Source organism: Streptomyces sp. NPDC031479, from assembly GCF_055581065.1.
The window spans coordinates 22,592-40,863 of record NZ_JBVIKC010000020.1; the positions used below are offsets into that span (position 1 = coordinate 22,592).

Annotated in this window: 15 protein-coding genes and 2 pseudogenes; 8 read left to right on the plus strand and 9 right to left on the minus strand. The window is 72.4% G+C overall.

Annotated elements, in window-relative coordinates; translation table 11 throughout:
- Positions 1-32 precede the first annotated feature (32 nt).
- The 5 genes from ACZ5D2_RS22300 to ACZ5D2_RS22320 all read right to left on the minus strand — a co-directional run bounded on the left by ACZ5D2_RS22300 (position 33) and on the right by ACZ5D2_RS22320 (position 4,210).
- Entirely contained in the window at positions 33-791 is a 759-nt protein-coding gene (locus ACZ5D2_RS22300) for a succinate dehydrogenase iron-sulfur subunit (RefSeq protein WP_356215010.1), read from the minus strand.
- The gene (gene sdhA, locus ACZ5D2_RS22305) at positions 791-2,545 is read right to left on the minus strand and encodes a succinate dehydrogenase flavoprotein subunit (protein ID WP_371677029.1); all 1,755 of its coding nucleotides are present in this window, start codon (positions 2,543-2,545) and stop codon (positions 791-793) included. The genes ACZ5D2_RS22300 and sdhA overlap by 1 nt, the downstream gene beginning before the upstream one ends.
- A gap of 23 nt (positions 2,546-2,568) precedes the next feature.
- On the minus strand, positions 2,569-3,051 hold the full coding sequence (locus ACZ5D2_RS22310; protein ID WP_266841297.1) for a succinate dehydrogenase hydrophobic membrane anchor subunit: 483 nt from the start codon (positions 3,049-3,051) through the stop codon (positions 2,569-2,571).
- A gap of 5 nt (positions 3,052-3,056) precedes the next feature.
- Positions 3,057-3,437 carry a succinate dehydrogenase, cytochrome b556 subunit gene (gene sdhC, locus ACZ5D2_RS22315; protein WP_371677028.1) on the minus strand — a complete coding sequence of 127 codons (381 nt, stop codon included), beginning with the start codon at positions 3,435-3,437 and terminating at the stop codon, positions 3,057-3,059.
- 152 nt (positions 3,438-3,589) lie between these two features.
- Positions 3,590-4,210 carry a 2-oxo-4-hydroxy-4-carboxy-5-ureidoimidazoline decarboxylase gene (locus ACZ5D2_RS22320; RefSeq protein WP_371677027.1) on the minus strand — a complete coding sequence of 207 codons (621 nt, stop codon included), beginning with the start codon at positions 4,208-4,210 and terminating at the stop codon, positions 3,590-3,592.
- A 332-nt stretch (positions 4,211-4,542) separates the two neighbouring features.
- On the opposite strand from ACZ5D2_RS22320, the gene ACZ5D2_RS22325 reads away from it, so the two are divergent.
- Together ACZ5D2_RS22325 and ACZ5D2_RS22330 are read left to right on the plus strand one after the other, a co-directional pair.
- Positions 4,543-5,286 (plus strand): RNA polymerase sigma factor, encoded by a 744-nt coding sequence (locus ACZ5D2_RS22325; protein WP_371681180.1) that lies wholly within the window; start codon positions 4,543-4,545, stop codon positions 5,284-5,286.
- Entirely contained in the window at positions 5,286-6,278 is a 993-nt protein-coding gene (locus tag ACZ5D2_RS22330; protein ID WP_371677026.1) for a hypothetical protein, read from the plus strand. Before ACZ5D2_RS22325 ends, ACZ5D2_RS22330 begins: the two co-directional genes overlap by 1 nt.
- Positions 6,279-6,634: 356 nt before the next feature.
- Here ACZ5D2_RS22330 and ACZ5D2_RS22335 read toward each other — a convergent pair whose 3' ends face one another.
- Positions 6,635-7,501 carry a L,D-transpeptidase family protein gene (locus tag ACZ5D2_RS22335; protein ID WP_371677025.1) on the minus strand — a complete coding sequence of 289 codons (867 nt, stop codon included), beginning with the start codon at positions 7,499-7,501 and terminating at the stop codon, positions 6,635-6,637.
- A 181-nt stretch (positions 7,502-7,682) separates the two neighbouring features.
- Between ACZ5D2_RS22335 and ACZ5D2_RS22340 the strand changes: the two genes are divergently transcribed.
- Together ACZ5D2_RS22340 and leuE are read left to right on the plus strand one after the other, a co-directional pair.
- A complete protein-coding gene (locus ACZ5D2_RS22340; RefSeq protein ID WP_371677024.1) occupies positions 7,683-9,266 on the plus strand; it encodes an acyl-CoA mutase large subunit family protein in 1,584 nt (527 codons plus the stop codon).
- 57 nt (positions 9,267-9,323) lie between these two features.
- Positions 9,324-9,974: a leucine efflux protein LeuE gene (gene leuE, locus ACZ5D2_RS22345; RefSeq protein ID WP_371677023.1), complete on the plus strand. Its 651-nt coding sequence runs from the start codon at positions 9,324-9,326 to the stop codon at positions 9,972-9,974.
- On the opposite strand, the gene ACZ5D2_RS22350 is transcribed toward leuE, so the two are convergent.
- Complete coding sequence (locus ACZ5D2_RS22350; RefSeq protein WP_371681179.1) at positions 9,967-11,304, minus strand: polysialyltransferase family glycosyltransferase; 1,338 nt, start codon at positions 11,302-11,304, stop codon at positions 9,967-9,969. The two genes, leuE and ACZ5D2_RS22350, sit on opposite strands and share 8 nt — an antisense overlap.
- 50 nt (positions 11,305-11,354) lie before the next feature.
- Positions 11,355-12,344 (minus strand): glycosyltransferase family 2 protein, encoded by a 990-nt coding sequence (locus tag ACZ5D2_RS22355; protein ID WP_371677022.1) that lies wholly within the window; start codon positions 12,342-12,344, stop codon positions 11,355-11,357.
- A gap of 155 nt (positions 12,345-12,499) precedes the next feature.
- Between ACZ5D2_RS22355 and ACZ5D2_RS22360 the strand changes: the two genes are divergently transcribed.
- The 3 genes and pseudogenes from ACZ5D2_RS22360 to ACZ5D2_RS22370 all read left to right on the plus strand — a co-directional run bounded on the left by ACZ5D2_RS22360 (position 12,500) and on the right by ACZ5D2_RS22370 (position 15,630).
- The gene (locus ACZ5D2_RS22360) at positions 12,500-13,990 is read left to right on the plus strand and encodes a DUF6716 putative glycosyltransferase (protein ID WP_371677021.1); all 1,491 of its coding nucleotides are present in this window, start codon (positions 12,500-12,502) and stop codon (positions 13,988-13,990) included.
- 11 nt (positions 13,991-14,001) lie between these two features.
- Positions 14,002-14,355: pseudogene (locus tag ACZ5D2_RS22365) on the plus strand (cytidylyltransferase domain-containing protein); the annotation flags it as partial.
- A 360-nt stretch (positions 14,356-14,715) separates the two neighbouring features.
- Positions 14,716-15,630: an N-acetylneuraminate synthase family protein gene (locus ACZ5D2_RS22370; RefSeq protein WP_371681178.1), complete on the plus strand. Its 915-nt coding sequence runs from the start codon at positions 14,716-14,718 to the stop codon at positions 15,628-15,630.
- Between the two features lie 207 nt (positions 15,631-15,837).
- Here ACZ5D2_RS22370 and ACZ5D2_RS22375 read toward each other — a convergent pair.
- A pseudogene (locus ACZ5D2_RS22375) lies at positions 15,838-16,680 on the minus strand (RNA-guided endonuclease InsQ/TnpB family protein); the annotation flags it as partial.
- 266 nt (positions 16,681-16,946) lie between these two features.
- On the opposite strand from ACZ5D2_RS22375, the gene ACZ5D2_RS22380 reads away from it, so the two are divergent.
- Positions 16,947-18,143 carry a hypothetical protein gene (locus ACZ5D2_RS22380; RefSeq protein ID WP_371677020.1) on the plus strand — a complete coding sequence of 399 codons (1,197 nt, stop codon included), beginning with the start codon at positions 16,947-16,949 and terminating at the stop codon, positions 18,141-18,143.
- Positions 18,144-18,272 lie beyond the last annotated feature (129 nt).

Consider the following 18,272-nt stretch of genomic DNA (forward strand, 5'->3'; position numbering starts at 1 on the left):
GGGCCTCGTACGTCGGGCTGCGACCGGGAAGGTCAGAAGCGGCGCGTGATGAGTGCGCGCTTGACTTCCTGGATGGCCTTCGTGACCTCGATGCCACGCGGGCACGCGTCGGTGCAGTTGAAGGTCGTGCGGCAGCGCCACACGCCGTCCTTGTCGTTCAGGATCTCCAGCCGCTGCTCGCCGGCCTCGTCGCGCGAGTCGAAGATGAAGCGGTGGGCGTTGACGATCGCCGCCGGGCCGAAGTACTGGCCGTCGTTCCAGAACACCGGGCACGAGGACGTGCACGCGGCGCACAGGATGCACTTGGTGGTGTCGTCGAAGCGCTCGCGGTCCTCGGCGGACTGCAGGCGCTCACGCGTCGGCTCGTTGCCCTTGGTGACCAGGAACGGCATGACGTCGCGGTACGCCTGGAAGAAGGGCTCCATGTCGACCACGAGGTCCTTCATCACCGTGAGGCCCTTGATGGCCTCGACGGTGATCGGCTTCTCCGGGTTGATGTCCTTGATCAGCGTCTTGCAGGCGAGCCTGTTCTTGCCGTTGATCCGCATCGCGTCGGAGCCGCAGATGCCGTGCGCGCAGGAGCGGCGGAAGGTCAGCGTGCCGTCGAGGTCCCACTTGATCTTGTGGAGACCGTCGAGCACGCGCTCCTTCGGGTCGATCTCGACCTGGAAGTCCTGCCAGGTCGACTCGTCCGAGACCTCCGGGTTGAACCGGCGGATCCGGAACGTGACCGTGATGAACGGCGAGGCGGCGGCCGCCGCCTCCATCTTGTCCAGGGTGGGGGTGGCCATCAGTACTTACGCTCCATCGGCTGGTAGCGGGTGACGACGACGGGCTTGTAGTCAAGACGGACGGAGTCCTTGCCGTCGGCGCCGACCTCGCGGTACGCCATGGTGTGGCGCATGAAGTTGACGTCGTCGCGGTTCGGGTAGTCCTCGCGGTAGTGACCGCCGCGGGACTCCTTGCGCGCCAGGGCGGACACGGCCATGACCTCGGCCAGGTCGAGCAGGTTGCCCAGCTCGATGGCCTCCAGCAGGTCCGTGTTGAAGCGCTTGCCCTTGTCCTGGACGGACACGTTCTTGTAGCGCTCGCGCAGCTCCGCGATCTTCTCGACCGCGGTCTTGATGGTCTGCTCCGTACGGAACACCATCACGCACGCGTCCATCGTCTCCTGGAGCTCCAGGCGCAGGTCGGCGACCCGCTCCTTGCCCGTGGAGTTGCGCAGGTGCTCGACCAGGTCGGCGACCTGCTGCGCCGGGTTCTCCGGCAGCTCGACGTAGTCGTTCTCGGCCGAGTACTTCGCCGCCGCGATGCCGGACCGCTTGCCGAAGACGTTGATGTCCAGCAGCGAGTTGGTGCCCAGGCGGTTGGCGCCGTGCACCGACACGCACGCGACCTCGCCGGCCGCGTACAGGCCGGGGACGACGGTGGTGTTGTCCGCCAGGACCTCACCCTCGACGTTGGTCGGGATGCCGCCCATGGCGTAGTGCGCGGTGGGCTGGATCGGGATCGGGTCCGTGTACGGCTCGATGCCCAGGTAGGTGCGCGCGAACTCCGTGATGTCCGGGAGCTTCGCGTCCAGCTGCTCCGGCGGGAGGTGCGTCAGGTCCAGGTACACGTGGTCGCCGGCGGGACCGCAGCCGCGGCCCTCGCGGATCTCCGTGTAGATGGAGCGCGAGACGACGTCACGGGACGCGAGGTCCTTCATGACCGGCGCGTACTTCTCCATGAAGCGCTCGCCGTCCTTGTTGCGGAGGATGCCGCCCTCACCGCGGGCGCCCTCCGTCAGCAGGATGCCCATGCGCCAGATGCCCGTCGGGTGGAACTGGAAGAACTCCATGTCCTCCAGCGGCAGGCCGCGGCGGTAGCAGGCCGCCTGGCCGTCACCCGTGAGGGTGTGCGCGTTGGAGGTCACCTTGAAGAACTTGCCGGTGCCGCCGGAGGCGTAGATGACGGCCTTCGCCTGGAAGATGTGGATCTCGCCGGTGGCCAGCTCGTAGGCGACCACACCGGCGGACTTCTGCACGCCGTCGACCTCGACCAGCAGCTGGTCCAGGACGTAGAACTCGTTGAAGAACTCCACGCCCTCCTTGACGCAGTTCTGGTACAGCGTCTGGAGGATCATGTGGCCCGTGCGGTCCGCGGCGTAGCAGGACCGGCGGACCGGCGCCTCACCGTGGTTGCGGGAGTGGCCGCCGAAGCGGCGCTGGTCGATGGTGCCGTCCGGGGTGCGGTTGAACGGCAGGCCCATCTTCTCGAGGTCGAGGACCGCGTCGATGGCCTCCTTCGCCAGGATCTCGGCGGCGTCCTGGTCGACCAGGTAGTCACCGCCCTTGACCGTGTCGAAGGTGTGCCACTCCCAGTTGTCGTCCTCCACGTTGGCCAGCGCGGCGGCCATGCCGCCCTGCGCGGCGCCCGTGTGGGAGCGGGTGGGGTACAGCTTCGTCAGCACGGCGGTGCGGCTGCGCTTCGTCGCCTCGATGGCGGCGCGCATGCCCGCGCCACCGGCGCCGACGATGACGGTGTCGTACTTGTGGATCTTCATGGGATTCGCCTCAGCCCCGTTGCCTAGCGGATGTTCGGGTCGAAGGTGAAGATCACCAGCGTGCCCAGAAGGATGGTGAACACCGTGGCGGTGTAGAGCAGGCCCTTCAGCCACAGCCGCGTGTTGGCGCGCTCCGCGTAGTCGTTGATGACGGTACGCAGACCGTTGGCGCCGTGCAGCATGGCCAGCCACAGCATCAGCAGGTCCCAGACCTGCCAGAACGGGGATGCCCAGCGGCCGGCGACGAAGGCGAAGCCGACCTTGGAGACGCCGCCGTCCAGCACCAGCTGGATGAGCAGGTGGCCGATGACCAGGACGACCAGGACGATGCCCGAGAGGCGCATGAAGAGCCACGCGGCCATCTCGAAGTTGCCGCGGGTCGAACGGGGCGTCTTGCCGGTCCGCTTGCGCGGGGCCTCGATGTACGGCGCCGGGTTCTCGACGTCGTAGAGGGAGACGCCCTCGACGTCACCGATCGCCCGGGCGGAAGAAGTGTCAGAAGACATGCGTGTCACTCCCCGAACAGAACGCGGTAGGCGTGGCCGAGGACGGGGTAGATGGCCCCGATCATCAGGATGATCCAGACGGTGACGACGGACCAGAGCATCTGCTTCTGGTAGCGCGGTCCCTTGGACCAGAAGTCCACAGCGATGACACGGAGACCGTTGAGCGCGTGGAACAGGATTGCGGCGACGAGGCCGTACTCCAGCACTGCGACGATCGGAGTCTTGTAGGTAGCCACGACATCGTCGTACGCCTCAGGGGAGACGCGGACGAGAGCGGTGTCGAGGACGTGTACGAACAGGAAGAAGAAAATGAGGACGCCGGTGACTCGATGAGCCACCCAGGACCACATTCCTTCCCGGCCGCGGTACAACGTTCCAGCCGGCACGGAAAACCCTCCGGAAGCGGGGCGGGGGCCAGCCGGCTTCTTTGTCGGTCGGGCCCGGCCGGGTACGGTCCACCGGCCCCGGACATCGTAGCGACGCTTTGTCGGTTCCCTTGCGCCGGGTCCATCGGTGTGATCAAACAGGCACGGACGGGCTATCCCACAGGGGCGAATAGCCCGAAATCAGCCTCGGACAGCCCATCGTCGGGGTCCTGCCCGGCAGGGCCCGCCAGCCGGGCCAGCAGCCGGGTCAGCCGGGACTGGGCGACCATCCGCAGCTCGTCCGCCGCGATGGAGCGTTCCTCGTCCACCTCGTGGGCGAGCCTGCGGCGGATCGCGGCCAGCAGCTGGTCCACCCGCTCCTCCGGCGGGTGCCCGTCCAGGCAGATCACGAAGGCGTGGCCGAAGGTCCGCTCGTACTGCGCCCGCGCCGCGTCGAGCGCGAGGAGCGCCGCGTACGGGGCCCCGTGGCCCAGCTCGGCCGAGGACTCCCGCGCCAGTGCCTCCGTCAGGTCGCCCTGGGACATGTCGTACGAGGCCTCGTCGGCCGCCGCCAGCAGCGACGCGGTGTCCGGGTACGGGCGGTGGGCGGCCACCCGCTGCGCCCACCGCGGGCTGCCGCAGCAGTGGGTCAGGGCCGTCCGGGCGGTGCCGGGGGGCAGCGAGTTGAAGTGCGTCAGCCCGGTGCCGGGGGCGGAGACCGGGCCGCGGACCTGTGCCGGAAGGTGGCTGGACAGCGGAGTTCTCCTCGGGGCGTGGCGTGGGTGTGCCGCCACGCTAGCGATCTCTGAGGGGGAGTGTCCCGCCGATAGGGGGATTTCACCCGTAAGTGAGCCGAAAGGATGACACCGGCAGGGGTGTGAACAGGCCGGAGGCAGGGGAGGGCGACCGAGGCCGCCACCCCCCACAGGAGAGGCCCCGGTCGCCATCCGTCACGGACTCGTGCGACAAGCCCGTACCCCTGTCAGCGCCCGGAGTGCGTTTTGTGTCACACCCCGCTCCGCGCAGGGTTGGTTGCTGGTTGTACAACTCGTGGACGAGAGGTGCGTGAAAGCCGTAACGTGCGGATTTGCGCCACACGTACAGGACGTCGAACGGGTTGGGGACTTTGCTGGGGGACGACGCGGAGCTGACCGCCGCGGTGCTCGCGGCACAGGACGGCGACGAAAGCGCGTTCCGGACTGTGTACCGCGCCGTGCACCCACGCCTGCTCGGATACGTGCGCACGCTCGTCGGTGACGGCGACGCCGAGGACGTGACCTCCGAGGCCTGGCTGCAGATCGCCCGCGACCTCGACTCCTTCACCGGTGACGCCGACCGCTTCCGCGGCTGGGCCGCCCGCATCGCCCGCAACCGGGCCCTCGACCACATCCGCATGCGCGGCCGGCGCCCCGCCATCGGCGGCGACGAGACCGAGCTCAGCGGACGCGCCGCCGACTGCGACACGGCCGGCGAGGCGATGGAGGCCCTGTCCACCGGCCGCACCATGGCCCTGATCGCGCAGCTCCCGCAGGACCAGGCGGAGGCCGTCGTCCTGCGCGTGGTCGTCGGCCTGGACGCGAAGAGCGCGGCCGAGACCCTCGGCAAGCGGCCCGGCGCCGTCCGTACGGCCGCGCACCGGGGGCTCAAGAAGCTCGCCGAACTGCTGACCGCCGAGTTCGGGTCCGCGGGCCCCGTGGACGGGGAAGCGGAACGCGGCGCGGATCCCGTCCGGCGGGTCGGCCATAATGCCGGTGACCAGGCCCGGGAGGGCGACCTCGACGCCGTGCCCGCGCAGCGCGCGCGGAGTGCGGGCCTGGCGGAACCAACCGGTGTGACGCATTCACGTTGGCGGACGCAGAAGGACATGTGATGGCCGACGAGCACAACGCGTGGCTGGACAAGGCCGCGGCGGACGAGCTGCTGTGCCCGGGGACCGGCCCCGTCGCCTCCGGCGCCGACCCGCGCGCCAGGGCCGAGGCCGCCCGGCTGCGCGCCGCCCTCGACGCCCTGACCCCCTCCCGCCCCGGTGCGGGCGAGCTGCCCGGCGAGGCCGCCGCCGTGGCCGCCTTCCTGGCCGCGCGCGCAGCGGCGCCCGAGGCCGTCCGGCCCGGCGCGCGGGGCGCGGCGGACGACTGCGAACCGCTGGTCGACCTGGCCCCGGTACCCCGCGTACGGATCCCCGCGCAGCGGCGCGGCGGAGCCCCCGTGCGCTTCGGGCTGGCCGCCGCGCTGGCCGGCGTCGCCGTCGGCGGGATCGCCGCCGCCGCGGCCGGCGGCCTGCTGGACCGTGTGACGCATCACACCGCGGGCCCCGCACCCGCCGTCTCCATCAGCGCCGATCCCGATCCGGCGCCCGCCGCGGACACCACCGGCCCCCACCTCGTCCCCCAGCCGCGCCCCACCCCGCTGCGCAGCGGCGAGGGCGTGCCGTCCGCCGGCCCGGGCGCCTCCCGGATGCCCGGTACGGAGACCCGTACGATCCCCGGCGCCCCCTCGGGCAGTCTGTCGCTGCCGCCCGGCACCGCGGGCACGGGTGCGGGATCCGGCCCGGGGACCGGTACGGACGGCGGTCGCGACAAGGTCACCGACCGGCAGACCCTCGGCAAGGACCGAGAGCCGGACACCCAGGTCAAGCCGGCCGACCTGTGCCAGGCCTACCGCTCGGGCCGGATGGACGACGACCGCCGCGAGCGCCTCTCCAGGCTCGCCGGCGCCCCGGCGAAGATCGCGCGCTTCTGCGAGGCCCTGCTGGACGGGGCCCGCGACGGCCTGCCGCAGAGCGGCGCCGTCGACCCGGGCAGCGCCCTGCTCCCGACGCAGACCCCGAAAGCCGGCGGCGCGCTGGGCTTCCGGACCCGCTGATCAGCACCCGCTGATCCGCGCCTGCTGACCCGTACCGGCTGACCCGCACCCGCTGATCCCGGCGGACCCGTCGGTTCCCCACCCGTTCGGCCGCGGCCTCGTGCTACCGCTTGGCCGAAAATCGCCGTAGTTTCCGGCCCGGAACGGGGGGCCGCTCCGGCTGCCGAAACGTTGGGGCACCGCCCCGCACACAGGGCAGTAACACTTTTCGCACCCCCGGCGCAGTACATATTGAGCCGACTGGTCATCGGCCGCGCATGAGCCGGGGTTCCCCCCGTACCCCTGGGCTCTGCGCAACCGGCGCGGGCGGGGCACGTTCCCCCGGCCCTGCCCGCGCCCTCAATCCGCTACCGGGTTCACCAGTAGACGACGACCTTGTCGCCCACCTTCACCTGGTCGAACAGCGCCGACAGCTTGGCCTTGTCCCGGACGTTCACGCAGCCGTGCGAGGCACCGGCGTAGCCGCGGGCCGCGAAGTCCGACGAGTAGTGCACCGCCTGGCCCTCGCTGAAGAACATCGAGTACGGCATCGACGTGTGGTAGATCGTCGACGTCCACTCCTTGGCCTTCCACCCCACCTGGAACTCGCCCTCGCGGGTCGGGGTGTTCTCCGAACCGAAGCGCACGTCCATGGTGGAGACCACCTTGCCGTCGATCATCCAGGCGAGGGTCCGGCTCTCCTTGCTGATGCACATGACCCGGCCGTGCATGCAGCGCGCGTCCGGGGCGTCGACCTCGTTGGTGGTCGGCGGGCGCAGCTCGTCCTCCGTCGGCTTCTTGGTGAGGCCCTGGACCTTCTGCCAGGTGGCCTCGTCCACCGAACCGGTGGCGGCGAGCCCGTGCTGGGACTGGAAGGTCTTGACCGCGGCGGTCGTCTTGGAGCCGTAGAACCCGGTGGGGGCCGTCGAGACCAGCTTGAGCTGGCGCAGCCGGGCCTGGAGGTCGCGGATCTGCTCGCTCTCGTCCCCGTTCGCCATGATCGGCTTCACGCCGGGGGAGGAGGACGGCGCGGAGGCCGACGGGGAGGGCGACTGCGACTGCGACGGCGACGCCGCGGGCGAGGACGCACCCGCCTTGCCGTCGTCCGGCGTGGAGGGGGAGACCGCGGGTGAACTCCCCGCCACCGGCGAGGACGGCGACGCCGGCCCGGCGTCGGACTTCTGGGGGCCGCAGCCGGTCGCTGCCAGCGCGACGGCCGCGGCCAGGCCGAGCGTACGGATCATGACTCTCCGGTGGTGCATCGCGGTCCCCCGTTTTCGACGTCGTGTATCTAGGTGATGCTTCGTGGGCGTGGACAGTTGCGGACGTTCACCCGTTGTTGCCCCATTGTGACCAGCGGCCGCCGCGGGCACGGTTGTACCAGCCCCCGGCCGGCCGGCAGCACGGACACGGAGGAATCGCGTCATGGTCCGTCCCGCACCACGCAGCGAGAGCGGCGTACCGATCGAACCGGTCTACGGGCCCGAGGACCTGACGGGCTGGGACCCGGCGGTGAGCCTGGGGGAGCCCGGGGCGTACCCGTACACCCGGGGGATCCACCCCACCATGTACACCGGGCGCCCCTGGACGATGCGCCAGTACGCCGGGTTCGGCACGGCCGCCGAGTCCAACGCCCGCTACCGGCAGCTCATCGAGGGCGGCGGGACCGGGCTGTCCGTGGCCTTCGACCTGCCCACCCAGATGGGGCACGACTCCGACGCCCCGCTCGCCCGCGGGGAGGTCGGCAAGGTCGGGGTGGCCGTCGACTCGGTCGAGGACATGCGCACGCTCTTCGAGGGGATCCCCCTCGACCGGGTCTCCACCTCGATGACCATCAACGCCCCGGCCGCCCTGCTGCTGCTCATGTACCAGCTCGTCGCCGAGGAGCGGGGCATCGATCCCGCACTGCTGACGGGCACCGTACAGAACGACATCCTGAAGGAGTACATCGCGCGCGGGACGTACATCTTCCCGCCCGGCCCCTCCCTGCGGCTGACCGCCGACACCTTCCGCTACTGCCGCGCCGAGATCCCGAAGTGGAACACCATCTCCGTCTCCGGCTACCACATGGCCGAGGCCGGGGCCTCGCCCGTACAGGAGATCGCCTTCACCCTCGCCGACGCCGTCGCGTACGTCCGCGCCGCGCTGGCGGCCGGCATGGAGGTCGACGCGTTCGCGCCCCGGCTGTCGTTCTTCTTCGTCGCCCGCACCACCCTGCTGGAGGAGGTCGCGAAGTTCCGGGCGGCCCGGCGGATCTGGGCCCGGCTGATGCGCGAGGAGTTCGGGGCGCGCGATCCCAAGTCGCTGATGCTGCGCTTCCACACCCAGACCGCCGGGGTCCAGCTGACGGCGCAGCAGCCGGAGCTGAACCTCGTACGGGTGGCCGTGCAGGCGCTGGCCGCCGTACTGGGGGGCACGCAGTCGCTGCACACCAACTCCTTCGACGAGGCCATCGCCCTGCCCACGGAGAAGTCGGCCCGCCTCGCGCTGCGCACCCAGCAGGTGCTCGCGTACGAGACCGACGTCCCGCACACCGCCGACCCCTTCGCCGGTTCGTACGCGGTCGAGCGGATGACGGACGAGGTGGAGGCGGCCGCGCTCGCCCTGATGCGCAGGGTCGAGGAGCTGGGCGGGGCGGTCGCGGCGATCGAGGCCGGCTTCCAGAAGGGGGAGATCGAGGCCAACGCGTACCGGATCGTGCGGGAGCAGGAGGCCGGGGACCGGGTGGTCGTCGGGGTCAACCGGTTCGCCCTCGACCGGGAGGAGCCCTACGAGCCGCTGCGGGTGGACCCGGCGATCGAGGCCCGCCAGTGCGCGGCGCTCGCGCGGCTGCGGGCCGGGCGCGACGGAGCTGCGGTGGACCGGGCGTTGGCCGCGCTGCGGCGGGCGGCGGCCGGGACCGGGGAGAACGTGCTCCCCCCGATGAAGGAGGCGCTGCGGGCGCGGGCCACGGTGGGGGAGGTGTGCGGGGTGCTGCGGGAGGTCTGGGGGGCGTACGAGCCGAGCTGAGGAATGGGACGGAATTCACTGGCGTGACAGGCGCGTACCCATGGGACACTCCTGCACATGCTGGGTGTGACAGATCTTCCTACGTATCTCGCCGCCGTCGTGCTGATCGTGCTGCTGCCGGGGCCGAACTCCCTCTACGTGCTCTCCGTCGCCTCGCGGCGCGGGGTGAAGGAGGGCTACAAGGCCGCCTCCGGGGTGTTCACCGGCGACACCGTGCTGATGGTGCTGGCCGCGGTCGGCGCGGGCGCGCTGCTCCAGACCAGCCCGGTGCTGTTCACCGCCGTCAAGGTGCTCGGCGCCGGGTACCTCGGGTGGCTGGCCGTGGGCATGCTGCGCGGCGCCCTGGCCATGTGGCGCGGCCGCCGCTCGCGCGACGAGGAGGCCCCGGCCGGGGAGGAGACCGCCGGTGCCGCCGAGCGGCCGTTCAGGCGGGCGCTGGTGGTGAGCCTGCTCAACCCGAAGGCGATCCTCTTCCTGCTGTCCTTCTTCGTGCAGTTCGTGGACCCGGAGTACCCCTACCCCGCGCTGTCCTTCCTGCTGCTGGGGACCGTCTCCCAGCTGGTCAGCTTCCTGTACCTGTCCACCCTGATATTCACCGGCACCCGCCTCTCCGCCGCCTTCCGCCGCCGCAAGCGGCTCGCGGCCGGGGCCACCTCGGCGGCCGGCGTGATCTTCCTGGGCTTCGCCGCGAAGCTCGCCGTCAGCTGACCCGGCGCAGACCCCGCCGCAGCCGGTGCACGACCCGGCGCACGGCGGGGCTGCGGGGCAGGAAGGACAGCTGCGCGGGGATCCCGCCCGGCAGGCCCAGCGTGGTGAGCCGGCGGCGGTTGAAGTAGTGCCGGGTCCCCTCGCTCAGGTGCCGGGCCAGATGGGCCTCGGCCCGCTCCCGCCGGTCGGCGAGGATCCGGGGCTGCATGGCGAAGCCGACGGCGGTGACCAGACCGGGCAGGTCCTCCGGGGTGCCCGGCCCGTCGCCCGGCGCCGCCGCAAGGTCCGGGACCAGCGCGTCCACCAGCGTCAGGGGGATCCGGTTGCTGTTCTGGTACGGGGCCAGGCGGGCCAGCAGCGCACCGGTCCCGGTGCGCGCGACCGGGATCCCGTACAGGGCCCGCGCCGTGAGCAGCCCCGTCGAGAAGCAGCCCGCCACCAGCGCGGGGCGCAGCCGCTCGTACAGGGTCTCCGCCAGCACGGGCGCGTCCAGCACCGTCAGCCGCGCCCCGAGGCGTTCGGCCTCCGCCTCCGCCCGCCGGGAGTAGGCCGCCGGGGCGGAGGGGTGCGGTTTGAAGACCAGTTCCCGGTGGCCCCGCTCCCAGGCCCCGCGCACCATCGCGACGTGCAGCTCCTCCTCCTGCGCCGGGGACATCAGGTCCAGGGCGGAGAGGTACTGGCCCAGGAGGAGGGCGCAGGGCTCGCCGGGCTCGTAGCCGCTGTCGTCGGGCAGCCCGGCCAGCTCCGCCAGGACCTTGAGGAAGGCGGGCGCCGGGACCGTCTCCGAGGGCACCCCGAACTCCGTCAGCAGCAGCGGCTCCAGGCCGGGGACCAGGTCCAGGTGGAGCACGCGCCGGACCCGCATGCCGATCTGCGGGTCGAGGCGGAAGCGGGTGGGGCCGTAGGACATCAGCCCGTCGGCGTACACGTCGATCGCCGCGCCCGGGAACAGCCGGCACAGGCTCTGCGCGGGCGGCACCTGGAGGGACTCCACCACCAGCTCGACCCGGTCCCCGCCGAGCCCCCACAGGGCGCGCAGCTGCCGCTCCCACAGCGGGACGTCGTCCGGGCGCGGGGCCCAGGTGCTCGGGTGCTGCGGGGCGAGGACGGCGTTCCAGTCGCGCACCTCGTCGAAGCGGGTCCGCAGCGTCTCGAAGCCCGGCATGGCGTCGATGCCGGGGGTGACCTCGGGGGTGAGGGAGTGGTTGCTGGTCAGCAGGATCCGGCGGGCGGCCGCCGGGAAGGTGCCCGCGTCGAGGGCGGCGGCGAGGGTGGCCGTCCCGTAGAGGGTGGAGGCGAGGAAGACCTGGGTGACGCGGTCGCCGTCCACGCGGTGGTCGCCGTCCACGCAGCGGTCGCCGTCCACGCGGTGGTCGCCGTTCACGCGGCGGCCCCGGGAACCGCGGGGGCCGGCGTGCGGCGCCGCAGTCTGCGCAGCAGCGCGGAGCGGTCGGCGTCCATCGAGCCGAGCGCCCGTTCCAACAGGGGCCGCGGCATGCGCCCGAGCGCCTCCGCGCTCATCACACGGAGTCTTTTCGCCACGGCCGGTTCGAACCTTTCGATGGTGCCGATATGGTGCGCGATAATCGCGCAATACGTTCGGACGGCCTTGGGGAGCAGGAGTTCGGATTCCCGGTCCGTGGCGGTGTCCGCGAGTACTTGATCAAATGCTCGAATGAAATCGAGCTGACGCTCGTCCCCGATCTGGGTGAGCGAGGTGGAAATGCCGCGCCGGTAGAAGATCCCGGCCTCGCCGATCGCCGCGAAGGACCGCGCCGTACGGTGCAGCCGCCAGATCCACGGCCGGTCCTCCGCCGTCCGCAGCCCGTCCGTGAAGTGCAGCAGGCCCTGGTCCAGCAGCCGCCGGTGGTACATCCCCGCCCAGGCGTACGGGTAGTCCACCGCCGTGGCCCGCCCGGTCGGCAGGATCCCCGCGCGCGGATCGCCCACCACCCCCTGCGGCCCGTACGGCACCCGCTGCACGATCCGCGCCCGGCCCGTCACCTGCACATGGTCGGTACGGACGAAATCGCAGTCCAGGGCCTCGATGGCGGCCAGCGTACGGGCCAGGTGGCCCGGCGCCGGCCAGTCGTCGCCGTCCAGGAAGGCGATGTACTCGCCGCGCGCCGCGTCCAGTCCGGTGTTGCGGGCCGCCGCCAGCCCGCCGTTGCGGTCCCGTCTGAGGTGCACCGCCCCGGGCAGGCCGCCCGCCGCCGCGCGCTCCAGGAGCTCGGGCGTCCCGTCCGTGGAGCGGTCGTCGACCAGCAGGAACTCGAAATCCTCACGCGCGTTGAGTGCGAGTCCCTTCAGGACGTCCGGTGCGTACGTCTGCACGTTGTAGAACGGCACGACAACAGAGAGCTTGGGCACCCGCGAGACATTAGGATGCGGCCCGGCATTCACCATGGCCCGGATGCGGATTCCATGTGAACGACGCGGGGCGGGCGCGTTAACCAGGGCGCTTTCGCATTTCGTCGACGGGTTGTTAACCCGCCGTTGTGCGCTCGTTGGGCCGATCACCGGAAATGCGGAATAGCTTCTGCCGGGTGCCAGTGCCACTCAGCAGCAGCCGGTCCGGTCAACGCGTCGCCGTACTCGCGGATTCCGACACGCGCTGGAAATGGGGCGCCCTCACCGCCCGCCGCCTCGCCCCCGGCGCCCCCGCACCCACCGGGTACGTACTACGCGGCCGGGCCACCCCCACCGCGCGCCAGCTCGGCGAGGCGGGCGTCGGGGAGACGGGCGGCGGTCCGGTGGAGGTGACCTGCGCCGAGTTCCTCGCCGAACTCGGCCGCCGGCCCTACGACGTGGTCGTCCTCGCCCTCGTCGGCGGCGCAGTCCAGGCCGTCCTGCACGGGGTGCGCGCCCTGTGGCCCGACCCGGCCGCCCGCCCCGTCCTCGTCACCGGCTACGTCGGCGTCGTCTACGAGAAGCTCGCCGACGGGCTCCTGCTGCGGCACGGCGCCGACCTGGTCCTCGCCAACTCCCGCCACGACGCTGCCCGCTTCCGTGCCGTGTACGAGGGCGTGGGCGCCGATCCGGCGGCCGTCGTCGAGACCGCCCTGCCCTTCCTGGAGGGTGCGGCGTACGAGAGCGCGGGCGACCGCGCCCACCGGGTCGTCTTCGCGGTGCAGCCCTCCGTCCCGGAGGGCCGCGCCGACCGCGCCTACCTCCTGGAGCGCGCCGCCCGGCACGCCCGGCTGCACCCGGGGCGGGAGGTGCTCGTCAAACTGCGCAGCCGGCCGGGGGAGCACACCACGCACCTGGAGGAACACCCCTACCAGCGCCTGGCCGAGCGCCTTCCGGGCGGGCTGCCGCCCAACTGCCGTCTGGCGTACGGGAACATGGGCGAGGTGCTGGACGGCACCGACCTGCTGGTCACCGTGTCCTCCACCGCCGCCCTGGAGTCCCTGCACCGGGGCATCCCGACCGCCGTCCTGACCGACCTCGGCATCCGCGAGGCGCTCGGCAACCACCACTTCCTGGGCTCCGGCTGCCTGGCGTCGTGGGACCAGCTCGACGGGGGCCTGCTGCCGGCCGGCGCCCCGGGCTGGCTCGCCGCCCACGGGGTCGCGCCGGTCGCGCCGGGTGTTTCGGTTGCGCCGGTCGCCTCCGGGCCGCCGGTCGCCTCCGGGCCGCCGGTCCCCGCGGGCCCGCCGGATTCCGCCGCCACCCCTCCGGGTGCCGCCTCCGGCCCGCCCGTCGCCGACCCCGTCGCCGACCCCTACGCCGCCGCGCGGGCCCGGGTCGCGGAGCTGCTCGCCGCGGACCGGCTGCCGCCCGTGGCCCCGTACTACACGCTCGCCACCGCCTCCGGCTACCTCCCCGGGATCCTGGCCCGCCACCGGCTCGCCCCCGACGGGACCCCGCTCGCCGGGGCGGGCGCCCGCGCGGCGGGGGAGTCCTCCGGGGCGCGCCGCTGGCTCCGGGCCCACCTGCGCGAGGCCGCCCGGGGCGCCTACCGGCACGGCGTCCAGCGGGTGGCCCCGGTGATCCGACGGCTGGGCGAGCTGTGAGGGTCCTCGCGGTGATCCCGGCCCGCGGCGGGTCCAAGGGGGTGCCCGGCAAGAACACCGCACCCGTCGGCGGGATCCCGCTCGTCGCCCGCGCCGTGCGGGCCTGCCGGGCCGCGCCCACCGTCACGGACGTGGTGGTCTCCACCGACTCCCCGGCCGTCGCGGCGGCCGCCCGCGCCGCGGGAGCCGCGGTGGTCACCCGGCCCGCGGCCCTCTCCGGGGACACCGCGAGCAGCGAGGCGGCCCTGCTGCACGCCCTGGACTCCTTCGAGGAACTGCACTCCCTCACCGTGGACGTGCTCCTGCTGGTCCAGTGCACCAGCCCCTTCCTGACCCCTTCGGACGTCGAGTCGGTGGCCGCGGCCGTGGCCTCGGGCGCCGCCGACACCGCCCTGACCGCCGCCCCCTTCCACGGCTTCCTGTGGCGTACGGGACCCGACGGCCTCGGAGCCGGGGTCAACCACGAGGCGGCGTACCGGCCCCGCCGACAGGACCGCCCCGCCGAACTGCTGGAGACCGGCGCCGCCTACGCCATGGACGCGGCCGGCTTCCGCACCGCCCGGCACCGCTTCTTCGGCCGGACCCTGCCCGTGCCGGCCGACCCGGCGAGGGTCCTGGAGGTCGACGACCCGCACGACCTCGCCCGCGCCCGCCTCCTGGCGCCCCTCCTCGACGCCCCCCACGCACCGGACCCCGCCCCCACCGATCGAAGGACACCCCCTGCCATGACCGTCGCCACCCCCAACACCCGTCAGCGCGCCTTTGGTTCGCGCATCGCGGGCCCCGGCCACCCGGTCTACGTCGTCGGCGAGATCGGCATCAACCACAACGGCGACCTCGGCACCGCCTTCGCCCTCATCGACGCCGCCGCCGACGCGGGCTGCGACGCCGTCAAGTTCCAGAAGCGCACCCCGGAGATCTGCACCCCGCGCGACCAGTGGGACGTCGAACGCGACACCCCCTGGGGCCGGATGACCTACATCGACTACCGCCACCGCGTGGAGTTCGGCGAGGCCGACTACCTGGCCATCGACGAGCACTGCGCCCGCCGCGGCATCGCCTGGTTCGCCTCCCCCTGGGACACCGAGGCCGTCGCCTTCCTGGAGAAGTTCGACCTGCCCGCCCACAAGGTGGCCTCCGCCTCCCTCACCGACGACGAACTCCTGCGCGCCCTGCGCGCCACCGGCCGCACCGTCGTCCTGTCCACGGGCATGTCCACCCCCAAGCAGATCCGGCACGCCGTCGAGGTGCTCGGCAGCGACAACATCCTTCTCTGCCACGCCACTTCGACGTACCCGGCCAGGGCGGAGGAGCTCAACCTGCGCGTCATCAACACCCTCCAGGAGGAGTACCCGAACGTTCCGATCGGCTACTCCGGCCACGAGACCGGCCTGCAGACCACGCTCGCCGCCGTCGCCCTCGGCGCCACCTTCGTCGAGCGGCACATCACCCTCGACCGCGCCATGTGGGGCTCCGACCAGGCCGCCTCCGTCGAACCCGGCGGCCTCGCCCGCCTCGTGCGCGACATCCGCACCATCGAGACCGCCCTCGGCGACGGTGTCAAGAAGGTCTACGCGTCCGAGCTCGGCCCCATGAAGAAGCTCCGCCGCGTCCAGGGCCAGGCCCCGGCAGCGGTCTGACCCGGCCCCACCTCTCCTCCAAGAGCGGAGTGCGTGTTGAAACCTCCGCTCCGTGAAGGGAGGGGATTCCTGGCTCACTTTGCCTGGCACCCAGCAGGTGGCGGGTCTTACAAGTTCAGCACCAGCCGGGTTGAGACCGGCCCGGACGAGCATCACGCGGGCGGAGTCCTTGTCCCTGGGGGACACCGTTCCGCACGCGGTGCACGTATACGTTCTCTCGGAGAGGGGGAGTGCGTGCTTGGCTCTCGCTCCGCACTGTGCGCAGTCCATGGTGGTGTGCGCGGGGTGGACCAGGTGCACGGTCCGGCCGTGCTCGCGGGCCATCTCGACCAGAGCGGTCTTGGTGGGGCCGATCGCGGCGTCGGCCGCTTTGCGGGCCATGGTCGTCTTCGCGAGGAACCGCGGCCGGAAGTCCTCCACGGCGAGGTGGTCGAAGTCCCTGACGACGGCTTTGGCCCACTTGCGGCCGGTGTCCTGCCGCTGCCGGGTGAACTTCTTCGACACCTTCGCCGCAGCCTTGCGGGCCTTCCTGTATCCGTTGGTGTCGGGCCGGTTCTTCGGCGTCTTCCGGCGGGCCATCATCCGCGGGTAGCGGGCCAGCTTCACGGCGGATGCCTTGCCGTGCCCGGCGTGCGGGAGGTCGTGATCGTCGGAGGTGGTGGTCGCGGTCTGCTTGATGCCCCAGTCAACGCCGATCATCCGTCCCGTGGCGGGCAGCGGGAAAGCCTCGGCGGCAACGACGAACGAGGCGTACCAATGCCCGAGGCCGTCTCGGTAGATCCGCACCGGACCGGGTGCGGACGGAAGATCACGCGACCACACCACCGACAAGGCGATCCCGCCGGCCAGGTGCAGGCGACCGCCTCGCACCCGGAACCCGCGGGTGGTGTGGTTCAGCGACGGCAGCGCCTCGCGCTTGCGCTTGATGCGGGGCATCCCGGCCCGCTGTTTGACGGGCAGCTTCGCCTTGACGTCTTTGAGGGCCTTGGCGCGGGACTTGGCGAAGTCCCGGATGATCTGCTGCTGCGGAACCGAAGATCCCTCGCGCAGTCAGCCCATCGACCGGCGGGCCCCGGTCAGCATCCTGTCGAGCTGTGCCGGACCGACACACGAAGGCGGAAGGCGTACCGGGCATGCCCGCCACCATCAGCTCCCGATCCTGCCGCCGTCATGCTCCACAACCTAACGCCCGTCACTGACAACGGAAGAGAGCGCAGGTCAGAGCAAATGTGCAACGAACTCCACCGCTTTGCGGCTCCGCCCCAAGGGCCCATTCCTCGCCGGCTTGAAGGCCGGGGCCTCCTGGGAGAAATCAGGTGAACTCTCCCGCCCCCACGCTGGCCCTCGTCGAGAGCCCGGTCCAGCTGCTCAACGTGCTCGAATGGGCCCACGCCCTCACCCACGCCCCCGCGCATGCCGGGTCCGAGGCCGGGGCCCCCGCCGGGGCCCCCGCCCCCCTGCTGTCCGCCGTCCCCCGTCAGCCCGGTTCCCTCCCCGGCCGTGCCCGCCGCCCGCAGGACGGCCCGCCGCGGCCGGCCGCCGGGTGGCTGCGCGTCGTCGTCCTGCCGCCCACCGACCCGATGTCCCGAGGGCAGCTGCGCCGGGTCGCCGGAATCGCCCGCGACGAGGGCCACGCCGTGCACTGGCAGGAGGCCCGCGGCGGCTCCGGCAGCCCAGCGGGGGCCCTGACCGCGCTCACCCCGGCCGTGCGCCGGGCCGGGCGGATCGTCGTCGGAGACCCCTTCTCGCGGCTCGTGCAGCTGCTGCTGGTCCCGGCCCGCACCGCCGAACTGGTCGTCGTGGACGACGGCACCGCCACCATGGAGTTCATCGCGCAGCTCGGGCGCGGCGAGCGGCTGCGCCGCTGGCACCGCACCGGCGGCGGGACCCTGTCCCGGGCGCGCGAGCTCGCGTACGCCCCGGTGTCGGGGACGGCGCGGCGCCGGCTGACCCCGCGCGGCGGGCGCGTCACGGAGGTCTTCACCTCGATGCCGGTCACCCCGCTGCCCGGGATGCGGCTGCGCGTCAACGACTTCGCCTGGACCCGCTCCCGCTTCGGCCCGCCGCGTCTGACCAAGGGCACCGACCTGGTCGGCACCTCCCTGGTGGAGACCGGGGTCGTCGACCCGGCCCGCTACCTCGACGCGGTCCGCGCCCTGACCCTGGAGCACGGCGTGACCCGCTACTTCGCGCACCGCCGCGAGTCCCCGGAGAAGCTGCGCGCGCTGAGCGGGGCGACCGGGCTGGAGATCGTGCGCCCGGACCTGCCGTTGGAGCTGATCGCCCGGCGCGGCCCGGTCGGCCGCACGATCGTCAGTTTCCCGTCCACCGTCGTCCACACGCTGCCGTTCGCGCTGACCGGGACTGGCGTGACGGTGGCCGTATGCGATATCGACCCCGCCTGGCTCACCGCCGCCGCCTCGCCGAGGGCGCACAGCTTCCTCGCGGGCGTCATCGAAACGGCACGTGATGTGCGCAGACTCCCGGCCCAGGCGGCCCCCGCGGCCGGATGAGCGCGCGAGTGTACCCCCCGCAGCATACGGTCATGCGTCCAGAGGCCGGGTTTCTTTCCCCTAACGGCATGAACTTTTGGTGATCTCCGGCCAGTTGACCCATCCGTGCGCCTACCCTTCAACGGGTGA